Raw genomic sequence first — 20568 nt, 5'->3', positions numbered from 1 at the left:
TTGGAAATTTTTTCCTTACTTATATAACTATATAACAAAATAGGTCCGCGGTTCATTACTGCAACAAACCGCATTGGGATATAACAGAAGTTTCGTTAAAAAATTGTATCAAGCAAAGGTACCCCCTAACCACTTATAGTGGTTAGGGGGTGTTCACAGTTATTTAATGCTGGTATTTACGTCAAAACTCATTCCATCAGGGTTGATATTACTAGGACTGAACAGTATTGAATCATGCTTGTCAGTGAGGGAGAATCTATAAAGCGCCTCAATACTATCGTCATTGATTCTGGAAACAGTATAGGACTGCCCTTTTTCCCAGCCTGCTTTTGTGAAGTGCGTAATATCAGCGTGAGTAGGAGGCGGGCTGATAAATTGACCGGTTTGATCTTTTGCCGTGGGAACTTCTAAAATCCAACATGCCTGTTTTGCGTCAAATTTTACATCTGTACTAAACCCATCGCAATACCACTTTTTAGTTGTTTCGTTGATTATTAAAATGGTCCAGGCGCCAGACATCGTATCCTGTGCAACATCAATATATATAGAATCTCCCGGGTTAATAGAGAATTCGGCAGGCACCCAAAGTGGTTCACCAGGGAAAAATTCAACCCAAGCTTGGCGATATGAACTAAACTCTACGCCGGCTTGTACTACTTTAGGCTGATCAGGAGTAGCATCCGCAACACCCACCCAAGCAGAAAGCAGACCGTCATTTGTCACCTGGGGTACATTGAATCGTCCCTCGGCTCCCAATAAAGTTCCTTTTGGAATGTCTGATATGTAACCAGAAAAGTTATTGGCTTTTTTATCGGTAGCTGGTTTTGAAAATCGTATTTCGCTGAATTTACTATTCTTTTGCTGCGGCTCAGATGATAATGGTCCTTTTACGCGAAGTTGCATATGTTTTGCCAAGTCCTCGCCATGCCGTTTGATAATTTGATTTTTGGCGTCTTCATCAGTTATCCCTAATTCTTTTACAGTAACCGGTTGTAATTTCATTCCCGGTTCTTGTACATTCTCGCCGCCTTTAGTTCCCGGCTCTTGTATGCTCTCGTCGCCTTTAGTTCCCGGCTCTTGTACACTCTTAGGTTCCTTGGTTACCGCTTCTGGTTCAGTTTTGGTTTCCTTAGTATTCTTGGTTTCCTTATTATCCTTAGTTTCTTTAGTATCCTTATTATCCGTAGGTTCCTTGGTTATTGGTTCTTCTATAACCTTTGTTTCCTTAGTTTCAGTTGTACCTTGTGCGTATGTTTGAATATCTATGCTAATTAGAGTCAAAGCCAATAACATGATTAAACATGTTATTGTTGTTTTAAACAAATCTTTTTTTTTCATAGCTAATAATCTCCTTTTTCTTATTTTGGAAGTGCTTTCTTTGACAGTAGTCTTTGTCTTAAGTTACCACCCCCTCTTTATTCTATTTTCACCTCCTTATAATTTTAAATTTGGCAACATATTTAAGATATTCTATATGTTAAATTAATTTCCTGCAAAAATATTACATTGAATTTACAATTCAGACAAAAAAAGTATGTCGAAGGAATATGTAATTGGGACAGTTCCTTCGACATACCTCAACGTTTCACGGTATTCTGTTACCTTGCCATTCTTGTATCGATACCAAACAAGCATTTACACAATATGGATAAGGCACTCAAATTTGTGCTGGTGATGCTCCAGCAAATCTGGCCCCCATATCAAAGGCTTTGCTGCAGTCGATGGGAAATACTTCCTTGCGCCTTTTTGCTTTCTTTTCCGGATCAAAACGGGTTACAACTACCTTTGAGTAATCCTCAAATTGATAAGTATCAAAACTGCTGAGAGTTTCTGATTCTCCAAAAACGCGTCGCAGCACCTTTTCGTTAAAAATAAGATGTTGATCAAAATATCCCTTAATCTCTTCTTCTGTAACATTCATTGTATAAATAAACCCGCTATTAATTTTCTTTGGAAACAGCGATTGGGGAGAATTAGAGTATACACAATACTGAAACAGCAACCGATCGAGAAATGATGCCATTTCACCGGTGACCCTCCCAAAATATATGGGTGACCCTAAAATGATAGCATCTGCTTCCTCCACTTTTTTGAAAATTGGCGGCAAGTCATCCTGTATGGGACACTTGCCATAGCTTTGACCGCCTTTGGTTTTACACGCGAAACAGCTGATACAACCTTTGTAATTGAGATCGTGAAGATGGATTAATTCCGTCTCAGCTCCTCGTGAAGCGGCACCCTCCAGCGCCTTATTCAGCAATGTTGCCGTATTCCAGTTCTTTCTTGGACTACCGTTGACCGCGAGAATTTTCATGCATAACCCCTCCCTAATTGCGATTCGGTGGTACTCATGGTAAAATTTAAGCCAAGTATACCACCTTTTCTATAAGTAAGGAAGGAATTACCTTTACTGTAATTCCTTCAAAAAAAGAAAGCAATATGATGAATAAAGATGAAGCATGTGATAAAAAAATTGTTTGCCCGAAAAAAAGAATTAATCCGAATTTAGAATCTATATGGAATTCAAAAATGATTTTCTATTAATCGTAATGCTAGGAACGCTTCGACGCTGCCGCTTAACCTACGCTTATCCTAGCATTACGATTGTAACTCATTCTTGAAAACTATATATTTCCAAAAATAAACTTATTTATAGCGTTGGCTACTCCTTCATTGTCGTTAGAGCTTGTTATGTAATCAGCTTTTTGTTTTACAATATCCAGGGCATTTCCCATGGCAATGCCCAGACCGGCGTATTCTATCATAGATAAATCATTTTCACTATCGCCAATGGTTATTATCTCTTCCCGTTTCAAATCATATAGAGACGCCAGCATTGCTACCGCTTTTCCTTTAGAGACTCCCTGGCGGGTAATTTCAATACTATATTTTGAAGAATCGACGGTTTCTAATTGTTTTGTATTCTTTAGTTCTTGCCGCACTTTAGTGACTAAAGCTGGATTTCTATATATAATTTCACATTTTACAATATTATCTTTTTCTTTATGCAATAGTTTTTGCCACTGTTGCCAGGAAAATACATATTTCATATCTAGTTTGTTGGTTCTCATGCCTAATAATTTAGTTGCAATATAAAAAGGCTTAAATATAATACTTCCATAATAGAACTTATTGGGAGTAGAAAAATAAGGCTTTATGCCGTGCTTACGAAATATTTCCAGTAATTCCAGCGATAAGCTTTCGCCGAGAATATTCTTATAAATAACTTTATTATTATCTTTTATGAAAGCTCCATTTGACGCTATCACCGGGGACTTCACACCAATAAGATTTGAATAATATTCGGCATCAGTATACATTCGTCCGGTGCTTATCACAATATGAATGCCCAGCTTATGCGCCTTCAATATTGTTTCTTTTGTTCTTTCGGTAACTTTATGTTTTTTATTCAAAAGTGTCCCGTCAACATCAATACAGACTAATTTATACGCCATAAACGCGTCCTTTCTTTAAAATAATTTTGGCTGTATACCTTTTCTAATTCTATAATTATACCACCGTAACCGGCATTATTAAATGAGAGTTACATATCGGGAGGGATTTACATGAAGTCTTTAAGAACGGCCTTATTTGCCGAACTAGAAAATAACGGCTGCCAGGCAAGGATCGTACCTATTCATCATCTTCAAAATCTCCGGCGGGAAATGGCGGAGCTGCTTCAATCCGGCCTTGTGAATAATAAGCTATGGGGTTATTTGAACGGGTTTCAATATGATTACTCCCCAGTACTATCCAATCCTCAGTCGATTATCGTCGCAGCAGTGCCGCAGCCGATTACGAAACTCCACATTATGTGGCGAGGAACAAAACAAACGATCCTTGTGCCGCCCACCTACGTCTATACGACAGCGGATAATCTAGTATTAAATATTATGGAGCGCGAGTTAAAGAAAGAAAACTTTTCTTTGGTTCGGGCCAAGCTTCCGTTAAAACTCCTTGCCGTCAGAAGCGGCCTCAGTTATTACGGCAGGAACAACATTTCCTACATCCGTGGTATGGGAAGCTTCTATCGGCTGATCGCATTGGTAACAGACATGCCGGTCAGCTCGGGTACATGGCAAAACGTACAAAGAATGCCGGAGTGTGAAGACTGCCAAGTTTGTTTAAACAGCTGTCCTGCCAGGTGTATTGACCTAAACAGAAATATTATCCACGCCGAGAAATGTCTTACATATATCAATGAGTCTCCCGGACCATTTCCGCTTTGGGTAGACAGCAACTGGCATAACTCCCTGGTGGGTTGTATAAAATGTCAACTTGCCTGCCCTCAGAATAAGCACGTCAGCCAAACCAATGAGTTTGCGGACATTCTTAGTGAGCGTGAGCTAGACCTGATATTATCCGCGAGTGATTATGACGGACTTCCTGAAACTACACGTTATACTCTGCAAAAATTGAACCTGACCGACTATGAACTCACAATTATTCAGAGGAATTTACGAGCTTTGCTCTTATAAAAACTGCCGCAATGTCTAGATTCGTTATAAATCCAGTTATTCATTTCCCTGTCCCTCTTCGAATCTGACGTATTTTGATGCTTTTCGTGTTATCTTTTGCCAAAATGCGTTGAATATCCGTCATAGACTTAGCTATCTTTGCTTGCTCGTGCGCTGCGAGTCCTGAGATAAGTTTTTTAATGTTATTGTTTGATGCTTCTTCCAGTTTTTTTAGTACTCCCTGCCCTTCAGGAGTTAAGCAAAGCAATTGAATTCGCTTATCAACCGGGGAATGTAGCAGCTGCAACAGTCCTTCCTTTTCAAAACGTTTTAGAATCCTGCTTAAATAACCGGCATCAATACGTAGTGATTCAATCAATTTGCTTGCCGTGCATTCTTGGGAAGAACCGATCTTTGTATCTCGCGGCAAGGTTTGGGAGTATGGTATCAACTAAAAAACACCGTTTCGGCGGTGATTACCTGCCGATACGGTGTTTTAGATTCCATTGGTGAAAATATTATTGGTTATTTTGGTATTACACAGTTGCCTCAAAAGAACTGTTCGACGCGCTACTTGCGCTCGACGTATTGCCTTTATTATTATAGGTTGCATTCCAGGCTTCGTTATAGATTGCGCAAAAATGACTCTCACGGGCGTTTTCGGCAGAAGAACCAACTATGCTCCATCCATACGTTTGTGAATAGATTCCAATGGTTTTTCCATTTTCGTCTTTGAGTTCTGCGTAATCTATGTTTCCAAAATCGTCGAAGCTGCAGCAACGCAAATTACGCAATAAATAGTTTATCAGGCTGCGTCTATCGGGGGAAGCGACGGATACATAGTCTTTCAGCAAACTCATATACTCTGACTTGCCGCTATGGAATACGCCTTTAGTGGCCTCTTTGGCGGCAAGGTTTTGAATAGCCTTCTCATATGCAGATTCCGACATCTTAGGCGACGTCTTTGTGTAGCCAGTAAAGTTAGTAATACTATGATTGATTGAGTGAAGCATAATGATCTCACCTTCTTTTTTCAAAAGTAGAATTATTGCCTGGGCTGGAATGGTGATAATTCTTGTAAAAAGAAACTTAATTACATTTTAGTAGCTATAGTATACTGTTAATTTGACCGTTTTGAAGGTTTTGGATGAGGTGCTAGATGAGATATTCTCGCCGGTGAAGCAGGCAGACCAAGTGCCGTTGGCTGGTTTATTGAGAATGGCTCCGCTGGTTATAGTCTCGGTGTGTGCGCCTTGGCTCATTGGTACTGATGCCCAGTTGCCAGTGCTGTGTTTTACAAGTAATTCCTTTTGTATAATGACACCTGTACTAGTGTATCGACACGTTGATATTTATAGTAAACATCAACGAGGGGTAACGTAATATTACTGTTGTTGGATCTCAAATTTGGGATACAAAGATATAAGTTTTATTCTGGCATTATCCAGTCTAAAATGCCAGTTAACTCTCGATACTTTCTGGTTGCGTTCATTTTTCCAGCACTGCAACTCTTCCTTTAAACGGGATATAGTATCAATCCTCCGGGAAAGGCACTGTCTGGTCATAACATTCAGCTCAATTTCTGCTATGTTAAGCCAGCTTCCATGTTTGGGTGTGTAATGCAGTTCTAAGCGTTTTATAATTCTTCGAGCTTCTTGCGGCGCAAAGACTTTATAAAGGGACGCTGGCCTATGTGTGTTCAGGTTGTCCATTACCAGAACGATTTTATCCATATCGGGATACATGACATCCACAAGATATTTGATTTCTTCCGCCCAGTCTGCAGCAGTACGCCGTTCGCGTACACTGACATGTCTTGTACCACTAAGAGGTTCCGTGAAGACAAATATACTGCAGGTTCCTTCCCTTACGTATTCCGAATCTATCTTTTGAGAAGCACCGGGACGCATTGGCAGCGGTTTTCGTTCATCTCCCAGAAGCTGGTAAGGTTTTTCATCCATGCAGACAACGGGACGCATTGGATTATAGGGTGTTTCATATACCTCTAGAATGTCTTCCATGCAGGCTACGAATTCGGCGTTTTCTTTTGGTGGGATACACCAGTACTCATTGAGGTGAGGCTGAAGTTCGTTTTTTTAAAGTGCGACGGATGGCTTCCCGGCTTACAGGTGTATCAAGCACAACTCGTGATTTTTCTTCGAGCAGACGGAGAGTCCAGCGCACATGTCCGTCCGGTGCAGGCCCACAGGCAAGTTCAATGATTTTTGCTTCTGCGCGTCCGTCTACAAGGCGTCTGGCCTGATCGGAATTTACATTTCTCTTCAACTTCACAATAGCAGGGATGCCACCGGAAGCATATGTTTTTAGTGTATTATGAACGGTTGCGATACAGACACCATTGGATTTTGCACACTGTTCATGGGTCAGAACTTTGCCATGAGCTTCATCCAGATCAATGAGAATTTGACATCTAGAGCGAATAGTATGAGAGGTATTTTTCTTTCGAAGGAGTGATTGTAACTCCTTTAATTCAGAATCCGTCAGGATAACAATATATTTTTTAGGTCTAGCCATAGTTTCACCGCCGTTTTCTTTTAGCGTAACATAAAGCGGGATTATAAGCTAGCACTCTTGTTTAAATATCAATATGTCACTACACTAGACATACTGCTAGTAGTTAATTCTAGCTTGGTTACGACAGCATTTGTGGGTAATCCGGAAACATTAAATGTTACTATATTTGATTGGCCGCTCTTGTTGCCGTCAAGAACAAGGCCCATCGACCCAGAGGCAGTTACAGATTTTGTGCCCGAAGCAGCAAACGCGCTTGTTGTAAGGGCAAATAACATAACCATACAAACCAGTAAGCTAACTAATTTTTTCGCTTTCACGTTTATCATCCTCCCTGTTTTTTTGCTAAATATGTTCCAGCCCATTTATAAAGATACTTATTAAATATATCGGAAAAATTTAGTCGATTATTAAGTTTTTTAAAAATTTTTAAATATATAACTTATATTTCCTGATAATGCTATAACTGTTAAGTTTTGAAAAGAATTAGTCGATGAAATATATAGTCTTGGTTTTAGGCTAAAGAGAGGAGGGAATACATCCAGCCATATTTATTGAGGAATCTGACAATCACGAAACCGGATCAGGTCTGGGAGTGGATATCACCTACATTCGTATGATAATTAGCGGAATAGTGACAAAACAAAGACGAATGATAACGGTATATTTAGCCATAATACATAACAAGATAAAGAGGAATACTCAGGTGACTGTGGCGAAAGTTTATTCGAAAGAACAATATACCAATAACGGGAGTGATAAGCGTGAGTGACACTGACAAATTCATGCAAGAAGAATTTTTGCCTTTCTGCAAGCGAGCAATTGATGCCTTCGAGCAGAACCATCATACGCTATATTCAGCAATTAAGTCATTCCTATCAGGGAAAAATCTAATTGGAATGCGCCTCACAAAGAATGGGAACGTTTTGGGCGACTATACCGTGGTTTTAGAAAATGCTAAATTTTCCCGCATTGATAACGGGATTCTTTCATCGGAAATACACACACCTTTTGGGACGATTAAGCCTTATGCTATTCTCGAAAAAAGCACAGTTGAGAAAATGATTCAAGATGAGCCGGGCTTTATCTCCCACCCATTTGCAACCAAATTCAAATATTACCCTGAAATGACTATCAAATTCTTAAAATAGTTCAATCCTGCTACTGGCAGGTTTCTTTTTCGGCCCAAGAAATATTGTATTTTGAAGAAATGGATTTTCTAACGCACAAGTGAAGCTTTCAGAAGCTCTTGAGAATGACTACAACGATGCCGCCTCAAGGCTTATTACTTTATCCAATTCCGAAGCAGAAGCTAAACGAGTTCACTTTAATATTTTTTCATATAACCAGTTCCTCTTAATATGTACTGCCTTCTGGGGGCATAACTCATGACAACAAAAACACCGGATGCACCGGTCGGAATTCAGTACCGGCTTGTTATTCAGCATTTTAATAGCCCGCGGCGGACAACTCTCGACGCACAAACCGCATGAAACACATGTCTGGTAATTAAATATAGGCTTAGGCCGCATATGATTTAAAACAAAATTCTCAACGAATTTAGGGACTCCGCCTAATTCATTAACACTTTTGGTAACCGGGTATTTGAATGGTTTTAGCTGGATTTCTTGTAACTGTACGCCTTTAACTTCGATATTTTTCAAATTATTGCTGAAAATGTTCCTCTTTTCGGCTTCAACCATTGTTGGGACAGCCTGGGGATCCATGCCGATGGCATGGATCGCCGCCAAATCCAAGGCGTAAGGGTTTTCAGAAGCCAAGATAAGTCCCACATGCCGTTTATCCCCTGCCGCCGGTCCATCCCCTTCCATTCCTTCAATCGCATCAATCACAGAGAAAACCGGCTTCACATACTCACATATATCCACCAAAAGGGCCGCAAAATTGTCAGCCTTATTCATTCTTAGATGGTAATCAATTTTCGTACGTCCCGGGATTACGCCAAACAGATTTTTTACAGCTCCAGTGTAGGTCATCATCACATGTGTCTTCAATTTGGCAGCCGATACAACAAAATCAACATCGTTTACGATTTTGATAATTTGCATATTTTTAACACCTTGGGCCGACCTGTTTACGACTTCAATAACGGCAGAGTCATAGTTTAATTCACAGCCGGTAGTATTGGCAACATCAATCATGCCGGTAATTTTGTAAACGGAATGCAACAGTTTTTCATTATAGCTTAAGGCAGATCCAGGACTGTCGCCAATTATCACCTTACAGCCCAAAGTCTGTAAATATCGTACAATCGCCTGTACGACGCCAGGATGAGTTGTGATGGCATCTTCCGGGTCGTTCCCTCTTAAAAGATTTGCCTTAACCAACACTTTTGTTTGAGATTTGATCTTTTGTTTTATTTCCGGGATTTTATCAAGGCACTGAAATACCGACTTTTCGACCTCGTTATATTGATAATTGGCACATCTGGCTATACTTACTTTATACACTCTAAACCTCCTATCCCGTTTAACCTGCTTTGAAAATGGAATTATTCCGCATTCAATCTCTCGCAGTAGTTCGTTTATACAATAACAAAATTCGATAACTTTCGAATTAATAGTAACCGATTCCATTTTCCCTTGTCAAGGGTGTAATCTTTTTTTTAAAAATCCTTTTCATATTCATAGCCCATGTTTATTTTTTTACCTCATCATCATAAGGAAGCGGTATATATTGTACCGATGGCCGCCGTTGCGCCGGTTGAGGATATAATTCCATTAGGACATAAACTTCCCGGTGAAGATCGTCCCTGACTTTTAGCCCCATCTCCCGAAGTTTTTCATAGGTTATGGGATAATCATGAGTCCATCTGCCTTCACTAAGAATTTTGGCCACCGCGCGAGCCTGTTCTGCCGGCATCTTATCCTCTAATAACTCTTGCACAAAATTTTCAACCTGATGCAATGCTTTTTCCGCCATATCCGCTAAGATCAATGTTTCGTCCTCAATCTGGTTTATATCCTTTTTCTTTACTACTTCAACAATGGACGCCGCCGGATATTTGCCGAGTTGAGGATCAACCGGCCCAAGGACGGCATTGGCATCCATCACAATCTCATCGGCCGCTAAGGCGATCATCGTTCCCCCTGACATTGCATAGTGCGGTACAAATACCGTCACTTTGGCCGGGTGCTCTATCATCGCCCTGGCAATTTGTTCGGAGGCTAAAACCAGGCCGCCGGGAGTATGCAAGATCAGATCAATCGGCATTTCGTCAGGTGTCAATCGTATCGCCCTTAATATCTGCTCTGAATCTTCAACATCTATATACCTGGATATTGGGATTCCCAACAGGCTTACCGCTTCCTGCCGGTGGATGAGGCTGATCACCCGCGTGCCTCTTTTTCGTTCAATACTTCGCAAATATTGCAGCCTGTTATGGGTTATGCTCCGCTGCTTAAACATAGGGACTAATGTGATAAAGATAATAAATATCCAAAACAAATCGGAAATATTCAAATGGAATCCCCCCATTCATTTCTTAGTTTCCGAAGAAAACCGTGCCTGTATACTCCCCGGCATTGTATATTACATAATATGAAAGAAGCCGGAAGTTTGCGCCAGCATATTTTTTCCTTTTTTGATGCCTATATTCTATAAAATCAATTAAGAACCCATATTTCGCAGTCTCGTGAGAAAATACAAAAATTTTTCTAGAAAATACAAAAAGAAAATGGTTTTCAAAGGCCGATGGCGAATCTATCCATATCAAGGAAATGGAGGGAACACCATGGGCTGGAAAGGAACATCAAGCCTGGAGCAACGGCAGCAACAGACGCCGTTTGCTCCGGTTGTCGCAAATCAGTACTTGAATCAATTAGGGTTCGTCGAGACCATTAACCGATCCGTAGAATGGGATTCGAAACAATGTAAAGTTTCTCCCGGTCTTTTGGCCAAGAGTGTAGTATTATCAACATTTGCCGATACACGCACTCCCCTCTATCGCATCTGGAAAACATTCTACGGAACCGATATTGCGATGCTATTTGGCGAAGGTCTAGCGGCAGAAGACTTTTCCGACGATGCCATTGCTCGAACTCTCGATAAAATCAGTGCCTTCGGTACGGAAACCTTGTTTAGCCGGATTAGTCTGGCGGGTCTTGCTGCCTATGATGTTCCTGTAGACAGACTTCATTGTGATACTACGTCGATCACTCTGGCTGGTGCTTACGAAGAATGTGAGGAGGAAGACTATCAAGGTTTATCTGTCTGCCATGGGTATAGTAAAGATCATCGTCCGGATCTTAAACAAGTCGTTTTGGGCAAAGTCGTCAATGAGCATGGAATTCCGCTGGTCAGTCTACCGCTTGATGGCAATACATCCGATACAGAATTCAACCGCTTGGCTCTCAATATTCTAACGGAAACCTATGGAGAGCGGCTTGAGAAGATGGTCTACATTGCCGATTCCAAGCTTATTAATTTGCCAACCCTGAAGATTTTTACAGAGCGGCCTACCCCTGTCCAGTTCATTTCTCGCTGTCCAGATGCTTTCTATCGGAAACTGGCGGTTCGGGTAAAACGACTGGCATTTGAGTCTGATGGAAATTGGGTTTCTCAAGGTGCGATTGGAGAAGGCAAACAGTGCGCCCAGTACCAGACACAAGGATTTCGAGAATGGGTAGATGGATCGGTATACCGTCTAATCGTAGTCAAAACCAGTGCCGGTCGGGAGCGGGTAGACAAGATTCTAGCCAAAGACCGAAATTCCTTGGAGAAGGCCCTAGCCCTTCTGGCGGATCGACCGTTTGCTTGTGAAGCAGATGCCCGTAAAGCAGCCCAGTTATTCGACCAGGAACATAAGAATTCTTGTTATGAATGGGAGTGGAACCTGGACTCTACCACGGTGGAAAAGAGATCACGTGGCAATCCGGGAAAAACACCTAAACCTCCAATCACAGAAACGACTTGGCGTGTGCAGGGCAAGATCTTCCGAGAGAAAACCGACAAATGCGATCTACTCCGTTATAAAGATGAGAGTTTTGTCTTGATTACCAACGTAGCCGAAGAAGCGATGTCTGACCGCGAAGTGTTGCGCCAATATAAGGAGCAGCACCGAGTTGAGGTACAGTTTAGGACGCTCAAGGAACCCGCGCTGGCGGCACAGATATTTCTCAAGAAACCAGGACGTATCGATGCTTTGTTAATGTTATTGTCCGTGGCGCTGTTGATTCGAGGACTGATGCAATTTCGGGTTCGTCAGCAACTGGCAGGATATTCGCAGACTCCGAGAATCGGGATGAATCGGGCCAAGCTGACCCAGCCAACAGCCGAGATGTTGCTGATACTATTCAAGTCCTATGTGCTGATCCGGGAAGGGCCAGATTACAGGTGTGAGTGTCAAAGTAACGAAGATTTGAAAGCGTTTCCCATTTGGATGGATCTACTTGGCATTCAATTTGAATAGTGCCAGGAAAATTTCGTGATTGGCTCATCAAGCATGGGCTTATTCAAGTTGCCCTTGTTATAAAAAAAAGTCTGTGATGCACATTCCTTAGCTCTTCTGAATTACTCGACCATATTACTATTTATTGCTTACATTAGGGTGCGAAAAATGAGTAAGAACAAAAAACGTTTCTCCAATTTTAAAGGCGCTCATCTCGACGAGATGAGCGCCTTTAAAATATGATCCACTATCATTCTCACGTCCATTCACGCTGGCAATCTGTCTGCCGATTATTCCTTTAGAAATAGTTGACAATTGACTGTATTTACTCTAAAATGAAATATAACATAATACTTCTAAAGGGGAGTAGCTCGGAGAACAGAGTCAACATGCTGATGGGAAACCGTCTGGCTCTGTTGTTGACGAACGTCAATTAGCGAGACCTTTAGTATGACAACTAATGTCATACTAAAGGTCTCCTTTTTTATATATACTACATCTAAGGAGGATCTAACAATGCTCGCATTTGTCACGTCTCTTGTCTTTGTTGTCTTAGCGGAAATGGGAGATAAAACCCAACTCCTCGCTATGGCCTTCGCCACTCGCTACCGGTGGCAAACCGTCATGTGGGGAGTCTTTGCCGCAACGGTATTAAACCACCTATTTGCCGTGGTGGTCGGCAACTACCTGACCCGTTTTATACCGCTGACTTATATTCAGATTGCCGCTGCCGCTGCTTTTATTCTGTTCGGGCTGTGGACTATTCGCGGGGACAAGCTAAACGAAGAAGACAGGGCCACAAGCTGTAGTCCGTTTTGGGCTGTGGCCATTGCCTTCTTCATAGCTGAAATGGGTGACAAAACTCAGCTGGCCACGGTGGCATTAGCTGCGCAATTTAATTCCATCATTCCGGTATGGATAGGTACTACCACAGGCATGATGATCGCTGACGCTATCGGAATTCTCATCGGGATTGTATTAGGCAGGAAAATACCGGAAAGGACTGTTAAATGGTTTGCGGCAATTGTATTTATTTTGTTTGGCCTTTTCGGGTTATATGAATCCCTGCCGCGAAGTGTGCTTACACCGTCAGTAATCATTGCCGGTCTTACCGTACTGATGATATGTATGCATCTGGTTTCCCGGGCGGAAAAGACGATGCCGGACTAGTTTAAAGGCTATCACCTGATGAAAAAAAGGGGGGGTTAATCTAAAATGCCGGCAACAAGCCGGTTTTTTATTCACGTATGTGTCGACAATACCGTCAGGCCGAGTGAACACTCCTGCTAACGGTTCAGATAGGAAGCGCAAGGGACCAGGTGCACTACCATGGCATCCCGCAATTTTGGTTCGAACCAGGTTGATTTGGGCGGCATGATTTCGCCGGCGTCGGCAATGTCCATCAATTCTTCGATAGAAGTTGCGAACAGGGAAAAGGCCACAGTATATTTGCCACTGTCCACAAGCCGTTCCAATTCCTCCATTCCCCGGATACCGCCCACAAAATGAATCCGCTTGTCTGTACGCGGGTTTTGAATACCTAAGATTGGATTCAGCAGGTTGTCCTGCAAGATACTTACGTCCAGCTTAGCCACCGGATTATCTTCGGGGAAGGACCCGGACCCGGCGACAAGCTGATGCCATTTCCCGCCAAGGTACATGCCGAAAGAATGCGGCTGCCCGGGTCTAAATGCTCCCTGCTGCGCAATAATAGTGAATTTCTCCTGAACTGCCGCTAAAAATTGTTCCGGGGTTAAGCCGTTCAAATCCTGCATTACCCGGTTATAATCCATAATATACATCATGTTGTGCGGAAAAATGACGGCTTGGAACGTGTTATATTCTTCTTGACCGGAATGGGCTTTATTGCCCTGGCGGCACAGGTCGCATACCCGCGAAGCGGCAGCGGAGCGATGGTGCCCGTCAGCAATATAGAGGCAGTCGATTTTTTTAAAGGCTTGCTCAATGGCAGCGATTTTTGCCGGTTCATCCACTACATACAGCGTATGACTAATCCCGTCGTCCGAAGTAAAATCATAAGCAGGCTGTTGTTGTAAACATCCGTTTATTAAAGAGTTGATTGTTTCATCCGCTTTATAGGTCAGAAATACCGCACCGGTCTGAGCCTCGGTAGCAACGATGTGATTTACACGGTCCTGCTCTTTATCCGGCCGTGTCAGTTCATGTTTCTTAATAATGTTTTGCTGGTATTCTTCAACTGAGGCGGCAGCCACCAAACCTACCTGGATATGTTGTCCCATTTTCTGTTGATAAATATAAAAACATGGTTTTTCATCCTGAACCAGGATTTGATTCCTGATAAATTGCTCCAAATTTTCTCTTGCTTTTGTATAGACAACCGGCGAATGAACATCTATTCCCGGATCAAGATCAACTTCCGATTTAGTTACCCGTAAGAAACTATACGGATTGTCCCTGGTTATTTGGCGGGCTTCTTCCGAATCCATCACGTCATAAGGCAGCGACGCCACTTTCGCTGCTAATGCGGGAACAGGGCGCAAGCCGCTAAATGGTTTTACAACAGCCACTATTTTTCCTCCTTAAGTGTTTAACTATATAGTCGCATTAAAGAATTGGCACAGCCGGGTTTATGTATTCATTCTGTAGAGGCAAAGCCAAGCAGGCCGTTTAACCGCTTATCGGACACTCCTTTTAAATTCCATGGGAGGGAATAAAGTCCTTTAATAGTATTATATTTTCTTTGTTAAAAATAAAGGGTCTTATCAGATCTTAACAGGCATCATCTTTAATTGCAAATTTTGCTGAATAAATTATTTATGAATCTTTATAAATTTTTAATAAATGCTTTAAAGCCAATTTAAAATTGCTGTTTATAATAACCTCATCACAGGGAAAATAAGGAGGTTATTGGGCATGAATAAAATTAAGCTTTTGTATGACGTAGTCAAAACAATGAAAGACAAAGAGGTTTTTAATGGTGCCGTAAAAGTGGAAGTGCAAAAAGACCAAACAAAAATTTTTTTCCTGCAAAATGAATTTGAAAAAAATTTAGTAACCGGGCAGACCAAAGCCAAGATCTCAACCGACCTGGATTATGAGGGAAAAAAGGTAAAGCATGAAAGCAATACCGAATTTACCAGGCAGTACCCGGCTGAAAGCAGGCGTCATGAATTTATGAAGCACATGCTCCGTCATCATGCTGCTAATTCCGGGGGTATAAAAAGAAAACTGAATAAGCTTGCCTTTGCATTCAGCATCTTAAATAGCATGCAAGCCGAAGAGCAAGACGATAAAACCATCATTATTTCGCTGCAGGCCAGGGATTTACCGGAAGAAATGAAAGCGTTAATCCGGGAAAAAATAAGCCATGCAGATACTACGTGCCATCATCACGGGGATCACGTCTTTATGAAAGAGTTCTGCAGTATGGAAAACCACAATTTCACGTTTAACATGTTCATCAATAAAAATTATGAAGTTGAGAAGATTATAATGGACTTCGACGGAAACCAAAAAGACGACCAAAATGAACAGCATAAATTTAAAGCAATGGCTGAATTGTCCTTTGCCTGGTAAAACAAAGTATAAAACTATAATAGCAAAATAAATCAGTTGACAGGACACTTCGCAGTGTTATAAGGTCTTGAAACCGTGCATTAAGGGCGCAAATAGCATTTTTGCGCCCTTATATCCCTGGTAAGGAATAGACAATATGGTGATATTTTAGTAATAAAAGGGAGGTGATCCTGATTATACGCGACAACCATCACATCCACTCCTGGCCGGATAAACAAAACCGGCGAAAAGTTCATGCAACCCTTTTGCGACATCATCATAAGGAATTCATGAGATATCACAGATATTTTCGTTATATTCGCCCGGCTGCTGTATTGTTCAACATAATCATCCTCTACTTATTGTTTAGCTGGGTTGGCATCAAAGGCGTCGGCATCTTTTTCGCAGTTTTGATCGGTATCAAGGAAGTCATTCATTTTATCTTCCTTTGGCGTTTAGAAAAACGAATATTTACACCAATTGAAAAACTCAGGCAAGGTGTGGATGAAATTTCCAAAGGCAATTATAATATAAAAATAGAGTATGACAAGCCAAACGATATTGGTTTGTTGATCGCTTCTTTCAACGAAATGGCCCAAAAACTGTATGAAAGCGAGAAAATAAAAGCCGAATACGAGGAAAATAGAAAAACATTAATTGCAAATATCTCCCACGATTTGAAAACACCAATCACGGCAATTCAAGGTTATATTGAGGCACTATTGGACGGACCGGTCGAACATGCCGAAACCAAAAATAAATATTTAAAAACAATTTACCATAACACGGTCTATATCAATAAACTCATTGACGACCTCTTCTTATTTTCGAAGTTGGACCTGCAAAAATTAGATTTTCACTTTGAAACGGTGTCAATCCGGGATTTCATGAATGATCTAATGGAAGAATACAAGTTCGATCTTGAAGAACGAAAAATCAGGTTTCAATATCTCGATGAATTGGAGCAGGATGGTTGTGTCGGCATAGATGGAAAAAGATTCCATCAGGCCCTTAATAATATTATTAATAATGCAGTCAAACACGGACCGGATAATAATTTGTCCATAGAGATTAAAATGTACCACCGTAATGACTTTGTCTGCATTGATGTCCGAGACAACGGACCTGGAATCCCCGCAGATAAACTGCCCTTTATTTTTGACCGTTTTTTCCGCATTGACCCCGAGCGCACAAAAGACTTCATGAGCACCGGCCTGGGACTGGCCATAGCCAAGGAACTGGTGGAAGCCCATGGAGGAAAAATTACTGCTACCAGCATTGCTGATGAAGGCACTTGCTTTACAATCATGTTGCCGATTCTGCAAAATACCCAAAGCGAGGTTTATGATGAAACGCGTCTTGATTATTGAGGATGATCTGGATATCGCTGAACTGGAGCGCGACTTTCTGCAATTAAACGGGTATAAGGCGGAGATCGTTCCGGATGGACTGCAGGGACTGAAAAAGGCTGTCTCCGGCATGTATGATGTGATTGTTGTGGATTTGATGCTGCCCCACAAAGATGGCTATGAAATTATTAAAGAGACCAGAAAAGCACTGGAAGTGCCAATCATTGTTGTTTCAGCCAAAGGCGAGGATATTGATAAAATCAGAGGCTTGGATTTTGGCGCCGACGATTATTTAGTGAAACCTTTTAGCCCAGCCGAGCTGGTAGCCAGGGTCAAATCTCATATAAAGAGATACGAACGCCTTAAAGGACACACAGCAGCTTCCCAAGTGATACAGCATAAAGGGCTGGAAATCAATCCGGCATCGCACAAGGTTTTTGTGAACGGAAGAGAGGTTCAACTGACAACAAAGGAGTATGAACTTTTAGTATTCTTGGCTTCGCATCCAAACATCGTTTTTACCAAGGAATATATTTTTGATTGCATATGGGGCGATGAGTCCTATGGAGATACGGCAACCGTAGCCGTGCATATCCAAAAAATACGTAAAAAGATTGAAAAAGACCCGTCGAACCCGGAGTATATCGAAACATTGTGGGGAACAGGCTATAGATTTAATCCGTTATAATAAGAAGCATGACTTCCCGTTAAAGAGAGTCATGCCTCTTCCTTGTCTGTTATCAGGTTCCAAAAATGAAAAGCTAAACGAGTTTTATCTTTTCATTTTTGCCCGTATCGCTTGAACAATTTCCCGGGCAAAAGGTCCCAGATCTCCGTCGGCGTATCCTTTTAAAGCGCCTGCCGCCACTTGCCGGATAGCGCTTTTTATAATATCCGGATCATAATAGTGCTCTTTGGTTAGAGCTTCTTCAATCTCAACGGCAGCCGTCAACGCCATCTCTACTGCTTTGGTATTAATGAGACTCACCTGATCAGCCTGCCCGATAATAATTTTTCCAACCGGAGCAAAGATTTCCGCAGCCAGCATGGTTAATTCCACCGGCCATTCATTAACAATAATTACCGGCTCTGAGCCCAAAGCCATTTCGCGGGCATGGGCCACAAATTTTACCCCAATGCAACGGACATGCTTTGCTGCAGTTTCTTCCAGAACGTGTTGAGCTACATTGGTGGCAACGTTAATAACATGAAGCGGTCTTTTGAGCAAATTAAAATCCTTGATGCAGCTGATCACCTCTCTATCAGGCACAACCAGGACGACTGTTCCCAGCGATGCGATCTCCGCAAGATCATTTGCCGCCATAAGGCCTAATTCATCTGCTACCTCATTCAGCTTAACTCCATCCCGGTCGTAAATCAGTACATCCGCATGGGCAGACAGCCTGCTAGCCAAAACCTTCCCCATACGGCCAACGCCAATAAGTCCAAATTTCATTTTTTGTTCACCACCATGACTAAGATTGACTAAAATTGACTGAAATTCTCCTGAAATTCGATTGAATTTCGTGATATAGCCAAATAGGCCTATAAGCAGTATAATAAATATATAGCTTGCGTCAAATTTCTGTTGGCAAAGGCTAAGGACTACCCTTTTTCACGGCAACTGTGTTTCGATTTTTTACCCTGTACTATATGCATTATCTGGTGAGGTGGTGAGCTAACAGCCCAGTTTAGCATTTTAAGGCGGACTTAATAAAATGCTAACATATTGGTGATATCATTCTAGTAAAATGGATTATAGGATGGATTATTCCAGGCTAAATTGTTGCAATGTTAAGGTTAAGTCAGATCAAAAAAAGGGGGATTGCGTTGATAAAGTATTATGTGCTTGACACGAATGTTCTATTACACTCTCCCTACGCTATTAATGCTTTCAACGAACACACGGTAATCATTCCCGAAGTGGTTTTGGAAGAACTTGACAGGTTTAAGTCCGAAACCAGTGAGCGCGGCGCCAACAGCCGTCTTGTCAGCCGGATGATTGACGCTATGCGGCTGAAAGGCAATCTCTTGACCGGCGTGTCTCTCAATGATCAGGGCGGGCTTTTACGTATCGAGTCTAATCACCTTGACACCGAAATGCCGCCATACTGGGACCGCACCAAGGCCGACAACAGGATTTTGCAGGTCTGCAAAGGTTTATCCGAAGACAATTTGCACACTATTTTAGTAAGCCGGGATACCAATATGCGAGTAAAAGCCGCCATCCTCAGCATCCAAGCAGAGGATTTCCGCAACGAAAAAGTCGCAAGTGTGGAAGAGCAATATACCGGTCGAGCCGTTGTCTATACCTCCTCCCATATCATCAACTCCTTCCATGCTGATGACAGCAATTACATTGACCCGGCAGCGCTCAGCTTTTTTGATGAAGGTACTCATAACCTGGTTCCGATTGAACTGATTACCAACCAATTTTTTCTCATTCGTTCCACTGATAACAACCGACATACCGCTCTTGGCCGTTTTGACGGGAATAAAATTGTGCATCTTAGATATCGGAACCGTAACCCTTTCGGCGTTTCACCGCGCAATGTCGGGCAGGTATTCATGCAAGAATGCCTCATGCTCAGTGCGGAAGAAGCGCCGCTTGTCATTATTAAGGGTCCGGCCGGCACTGCCAAGACTTTTTACTCTCTGGCCGTCGGCCTGTACAACCACCTGGACTGCAGGCCCCGGGCCTATCATCACCTCCTGATTTGCCGACCCAATGTACCGATGGATGAGGATTTAGGTTATCTGCCGGGTTCCGAGCAGGATAAAATTGACCCCTACATGCGCGCCATCCGCGACAACCTGTTCACCCTTATGTCGGGTCATAACATGACTGAGCCGAAGGAAATTGAACAGGCCGAAGATACCGTACAAATGCTATTTGATAGACATATCGTCCAGACGGAAGCTCTGGCCTATCAGCGGGGCCGCTCACTGCAAAAATACTGGATTATTCTCGACGAAATGCAAAATTCCACTCCTCGCCAGGCAAAAGGTGTAATTACCCGGCCTGGCCTAGGTACCAAAATCATACTCCTTGGCGACCCGGAACAAATTGACCATCCTTTTTTAGACAGCCGTACCAACGGATTAGTTTATGCATCCGAAAAAATGAAGGGCAGCAAGCTCTGCTTCCAGGTCACCCTGAACCATGACGAGTGCGAACGGTCACCCCTGGCTGCCGAAGCGTCCTTACGGCTGTAACTTATATTTAAAAAGGCTCTCCCAACACTAAATATGTTCGAAAAAAATAACTATCCGTTAGGGAAAT

21 protein-coding genes are annotated in these 20568 nt (G+C 42.1%); 8 read left to right on the top strand and 13 right to left on the bottom strand.

Annotated elements, in window-relative coordinates; genetic code table 11:
- Window positions 1–159: 159 nt before the first annotated feature.
- The 3 genes from MAMMFC1_RS07645 to MAMMFC1_RS07635 form a co-directional block, all read right to left on the bottom strand.
- Window positions 160–1338, bottom strand: coding sequence for a G1 family glutamic endopeptidase (locus MAMMFC1_RS07645; RefSeq protein ID WP_126307860.1), 1179 nt, complete (start codon window positions 1336–1338; stop codon window positions 160–162).
- Window positions 1339–1657: 319 nt separating this feature from the next.
- Window positions 1658–2314, bottom strand: coding sequence for a flavodoxin family protein (locus MAMMFC1_RS07640; protein WP_126307859.1), 657 nt, complete (start codon window positions 2312–2314; stop codon window positions 1658–1660).
- A gap of 310 nt (window positions 2315–2624) precedes the next feature.
- The gene (locus MAMMFC1_RS07635) at window positions 2625–3455 is read right to left on the bottom strand and encodes a Cof-type HAD-IIB family hydrolase (RefSeq protein ID WP_126307857.1); all 831 of its coding nucleotides are present in this window, start codon (window positions 3453–3455) and stop codon (window positions 2625–2627) included.
- A gap of 111 nt (window positions 3456–3566) precedes the next feature.
- Here MAMMFC1_RS07635 and MAMMFC1_RS07630 point away from each other — a divergent pair, with 111 nt between their 5' ends.
- Window positions 3567–4478 carry a 4Fe-4S double cluster binding domain-containing protein gene (locus MAMMFC1_RS07630; RefSeq protein ID WP_126307855.1) on the top strand — a complete coding sequence of 304 codons (912 nt, stop codon included), beginning with the start codon at window positions 3567–3569 and terminating at the stop codon, window positions 4476–4478.
- A gap of 40 nt (window positions 4479–4518) precedes the next feature.
- Here the strand turns inward: MAMMFC1_RS07630 and MAMMFC1_RS07625 are convergent, their stop codons facing one another.
- The 6 genes from MAMMFC1_RS07625 to MAMMFC1_RS07605 all read right to left on the bottom strand — a co-directional run bounded on the left by MAMMFC1_RS07625 (window position 4519) and on the right by MAMMFC1_RS07605 (window position 7309).
- Window positions 4519–4887, bottom strand: coding sequence for a MarR family winged helix-turn-helix transcriptional regulator (locus MAMMFC1_RS07625; RefSeq protein WP_269471884.1), 369 nt, complete (start codon window positions 4885–4887; stop codon window positions 4519–4521).
- Between the two features lie 106 nt (window positions 4888–4993).
- A complete protein-coding gene (locus tag MAMMFC1_RS07620; RefSeq protein ID WP_126307852.1) occupies window positions 4994–5494 on the bottom strand; it encodes a hypothetical protein in 501 nt (166 codons plus the stop codon).
- 63 nt (window positions 5495–5557) lie between these two features.
- The gene (locus tag MAMMFC1_RS21405; RefSeq protein ID WP_158618683.1) at window positions 5558–5719 is read right to left on the bottom strand and encodes a hypothetical protein; all 162 of its coding nucleotides are present in this window, start codon (window positions 5717–5719) and stop codon (window positions 5558–5560) included.
- A gap of 123 nt (window positions 5720–5842) precedes the next feature.
- Window positions 5843–6514 carry an IS630 family transposase gene (locus tag MAMMFC1_RS07615; protein ID WP_126305635.1) on the bottom strand — a complete coding sequence of 224 codons (672 nt, stop codon included), beginning with the start codon at window positions 6512–6514 and terminating at the stop codon, window positions 5843–5845.
- Between the two features lie 10 nt (window positions 6515–6524).
- Complete coding sequence (locus MAMMFC1_RS07610; protein ID WP_126305634.1) at window positions 6525–6992, bottom strand: helix-turn-helix domain-containing protein; 468 nt, start codon at window positions 6990–6992, stop codon at window positions 6525–6527.
- Between the two features lie 68 nt (window positions 6993–7060).
- A complete protein-coding gene (locus MAMMFC1_RS07605; protein WP_126307851.1) occupies window positions 7061–7309 on the bottom strand; it encodes a hypothetical protein in 249 nt (82 codons plus the stop codon).
- A gap of 444 nt (window positions 7310–7753) precedes the next feature.
- On the opposite strand from MAMMFC1_RS07605, the gene MAMMFC1_RS07600 reads away from it, so the two are divergent.
- On the top strand, window positions 7754–8140 hold the full coding sequence (locus MAMMFC1_RS07600; protein ID WP_126307850.1) for a hypothetical protein: 387 nt from the start codon (window positions 7754–7756) through the stop codon (window positions 8138–8140).
- A gap of 171 nt (window positions 8141–8311) precedes the next feature.
- Here MAMMFC1_RS07600 and MAMMFC1_RS07595 read toward each other — a convergent pair whose 3' ends face one another.
- Both MAMMFC1_RS07595 and MAMMFC1_RS07590 read right to left on the bottom strand, forming a co-directional pair.
- On the bottom strand, window positions 8312–9460 hold the full coding sequence (locus MAMMFC1_RS07595; protein WP_126307848.1) for a DUF362 domain-containing protein: 1149 nt from the start codon (window positions 9458–9460) through the stop codon (window positions 8312–8314).
- Window positions 9461–9647: 187 nt separating this feature from the next.
- Entirely contained in the window at window positions 9648–10472 is an 825-nt protein-coding gene (locus MAMMFC1_RS07590; RefSeq protein ID WP_197723942.1) for an SDH family Clp fold serine proteinase, read from the bottom strand.
- A gap of 271 nt (window positions 10473–10743) precedes the next feature.
- Here MAMMFC1_RS07590 and MAMMFC1_RS07585 point away from each other — a divergent pair, with 271 nt between their 5' ends.
- Both MAMMFC1_RS07585 and MAMMFC1_RS07580 read left to right on the top strand, forming a co-directional pair.
- A complete protein-coding gene (locus MAMMFC1_RS07585; RefSeq protein ID WP_158618614.1) occupies window positions 10744–12420 on the top strand; it encodes an IS1634 family transposase in 1677 nt (558 codons plus the stop codon).
- Window positions 12421–12915: 495 nt separating this feature from the next.
- Complete coding sequence (locus MAMMFC1_RS07580) at window positions 12916–13569, top strand: TMEM165/GDT1 family protein (protein WP_126307844.1); 654 nt, start codon at window positions 12916–12918, stop codon at window positions 13567–13569.
- A 116-nt stretch (window positions 13570–13685) separates the two neighbouring features.
- On the opposite strand, the gene MAMMFC1_RS07575 is transcribed toward MAMMFC1_RS07580, so the two are convergent.
- Window positions 13686–14948, bottom strand: a complete 1263-nt coding sequence (locus MAMMFC1_RS07575) for a DUF1015 domain-containing protein (RefSeq protein WP_126307842.1) — start codon at window positions 14946–14948, stop codon at window positions 13686–13688.
- A 346-nt stretch (window positions 14949–15294) separates the two neighbouring features.
- On the opposite strand from MAMMFC1_RS07575, the gene MAMMFC1_RS07570 reads away from it, so the two are divergent.
- From MAMMFC1_RS07570 to MAMMFC1_RS07560, 3 genes are all read left to right on the top strand, one after another.
- The gene (locus tag MAMMFC1_RS07570) at window positions 15295–15957 is read left to right on the top strand and encodes a hypothetical protein (RefSeq protein WP_126307840.1); all 663 of its coding nucleotides are present in this window, start codon (window positions 15295–15297) and stop codon (window positions 15955–15957) included.
- Window positions 15958–16226: 269 nt separating this feature from the next.
- Window positions 16227–17306: a sensor histidine kinase gene (locus MAMMFC1_RS07565; protein ID WP_126307838.1), complete on the top strand. Its 1080-nt coding sequence runs from the start codon at window positions 16227–16229 to the stop codon at window positions 17304–17306.
- Window positions 17284–17973 (top strand): response regulator transcription factor, encoded by a 690-nt coding sequence (locus MAMMFC1_RS07560; RefSeq protein WP_126310507.1) that lies wholly within the window; start codon window positions 17284–17286, stop codon window positions 17971–17973. Before MAMMFC1_RS07565 ends, MAMMFC1_RS07560 begins: the two co-directional genes overlap by 23 nt.
- Before the next feature lie 84 nt (window positions 17974–18057).
- Here MAMMFC1_RS07560 and MAMMFC1_RS07555 read toward each other — a convergent pair whose 3' ends face one another.
- Complete coding sequence (locus MAMMFC1_RS07555) at window positions 18058–18741, bottom strand: NAD(P)-binding domain-containing protein (protein WP_126307836.1); 684 nt, start codon at window positions 18739–18741, stop codon at window positions 18058–18060.
- 374 nt (window positions 18742–19115) lie between these two features.
- On the opposite strand from MAMMFC1_RS07555, the gene MAMMFC1_RS07550 reads away from it, so the two are divergent.
- A complete protein-coding gene (locus tag MAMMFC1_RS07550; protein WP_126307834.1) occupies window positions 19116–20501 on the top strand; it encodes a PhoH family protein in 1386 nt (461 codons plus the stop codon).
- Window positions 20502–20568: the final 67 nt, after the last annotated feature.

The organism is Methylomusa anaerophila (assembly GCF_003966895.1).
Lineage (GTDB): Bacteria > Bacillota > Negativicutes > Sporomusales > Sporomusaceae > Methylomusa > Methylomusa anaerophila.
Note: the sequence above shows the minus strand (reverse complement) of the source record. Positions and strands in the feature narration are given on the sequence as shown.

Excerpts from the sequence above, each read along its gene's own strand:
- MAMMFC1_RS07645 (WP_126307860.1), bottom strand. The coding sequence starts at position 1,338 with ATGAAAAAAAAAGATTTGTTTAAAACAACAATAACATGTTTAATCATG.
- MAMMFC1_RS07640 (WP_126307859.1), bottom strand. The coding sequence starts at position 2,314 with ATGAAAATTCTCGCGGTCAACGGTAGTCCAAGAAAGAACTGGAATACG.
- MAMMFC1_RS07635 (WP_126307857.1), bottom strand. The coding sequence starts at position 3,455 with ATGGCGTATAAATTAGTCTGTATTGATGTTGACGGGACACTTTTGAAT.
- MAMMFC1_RS07630 (WP_126307855.1), top strand. The coding sequence starts at position 3,567 with ATGAAGTCTTTAAGAACGGCCTTATTTGCCGAACTAGAAAATAACGGC.
- MAMMFC1_RS21405 (WP_158618683.1), bottom strand. The coding sequence starts at position 5,719 with ATGAGCCAAGGCGCACACACCGAGACTATAACCAGCGGAGCCATTCTC.
- MAMMFC1_RS07610 (WP_126305634.1), bottom strand. The coding sequence starts at position 6,992 with ATGGCTAGACCTAAAAAATATATTGTTATCCTGACGGATTCTGAATTA.
- MAMMFC1_RS07585 (WP_158618614.1), top strand. The coding sequence starts at position 10,744 with ATGGGCTGGAAAGGAACATCAAGCCTGGAGCAACGGCAGCAACAGACG.
- MAMMFC1_RS07580 (WP_126307844.1), top strand. The coding sequence starts at position 12,916 with ATGCTCGCATTTGTCACGTCTCTTGTCTTTGTTGTCTTAGCGGAAATG.
- MAMMFC1_RS07570 (WP_126307840.1), top strand. The coding sequence starts at position 15,295 with ATGAATAAAATTAAGCTTTTGTATGACGTAGTCAAAACAATGAAAGAC.
- MAMMFC1_RS07565 (WP_126307838.1), top strand. The coding sequence starts at position 16,227 with ATGAGATATCACAGATATTTTCGTTATATTCGCCCGGCTGCTGTATTG.
- MAMMFC1_RS07560 (WP_126310507.1), top strand. The coding sequence starts at position 17,284 with ATGAAACGCGTCTTGATTATTGAGGATGATCTGGATATCGCTGAACTG.
- MAMMFC1_RS07555 (WP_126307836.1), bottom strand. The coding sequence starts at position 18,741 with ATGAAATTTGGACTTATTGGCGTTGGCCGTATGGGGAAGGTTTTGGCT.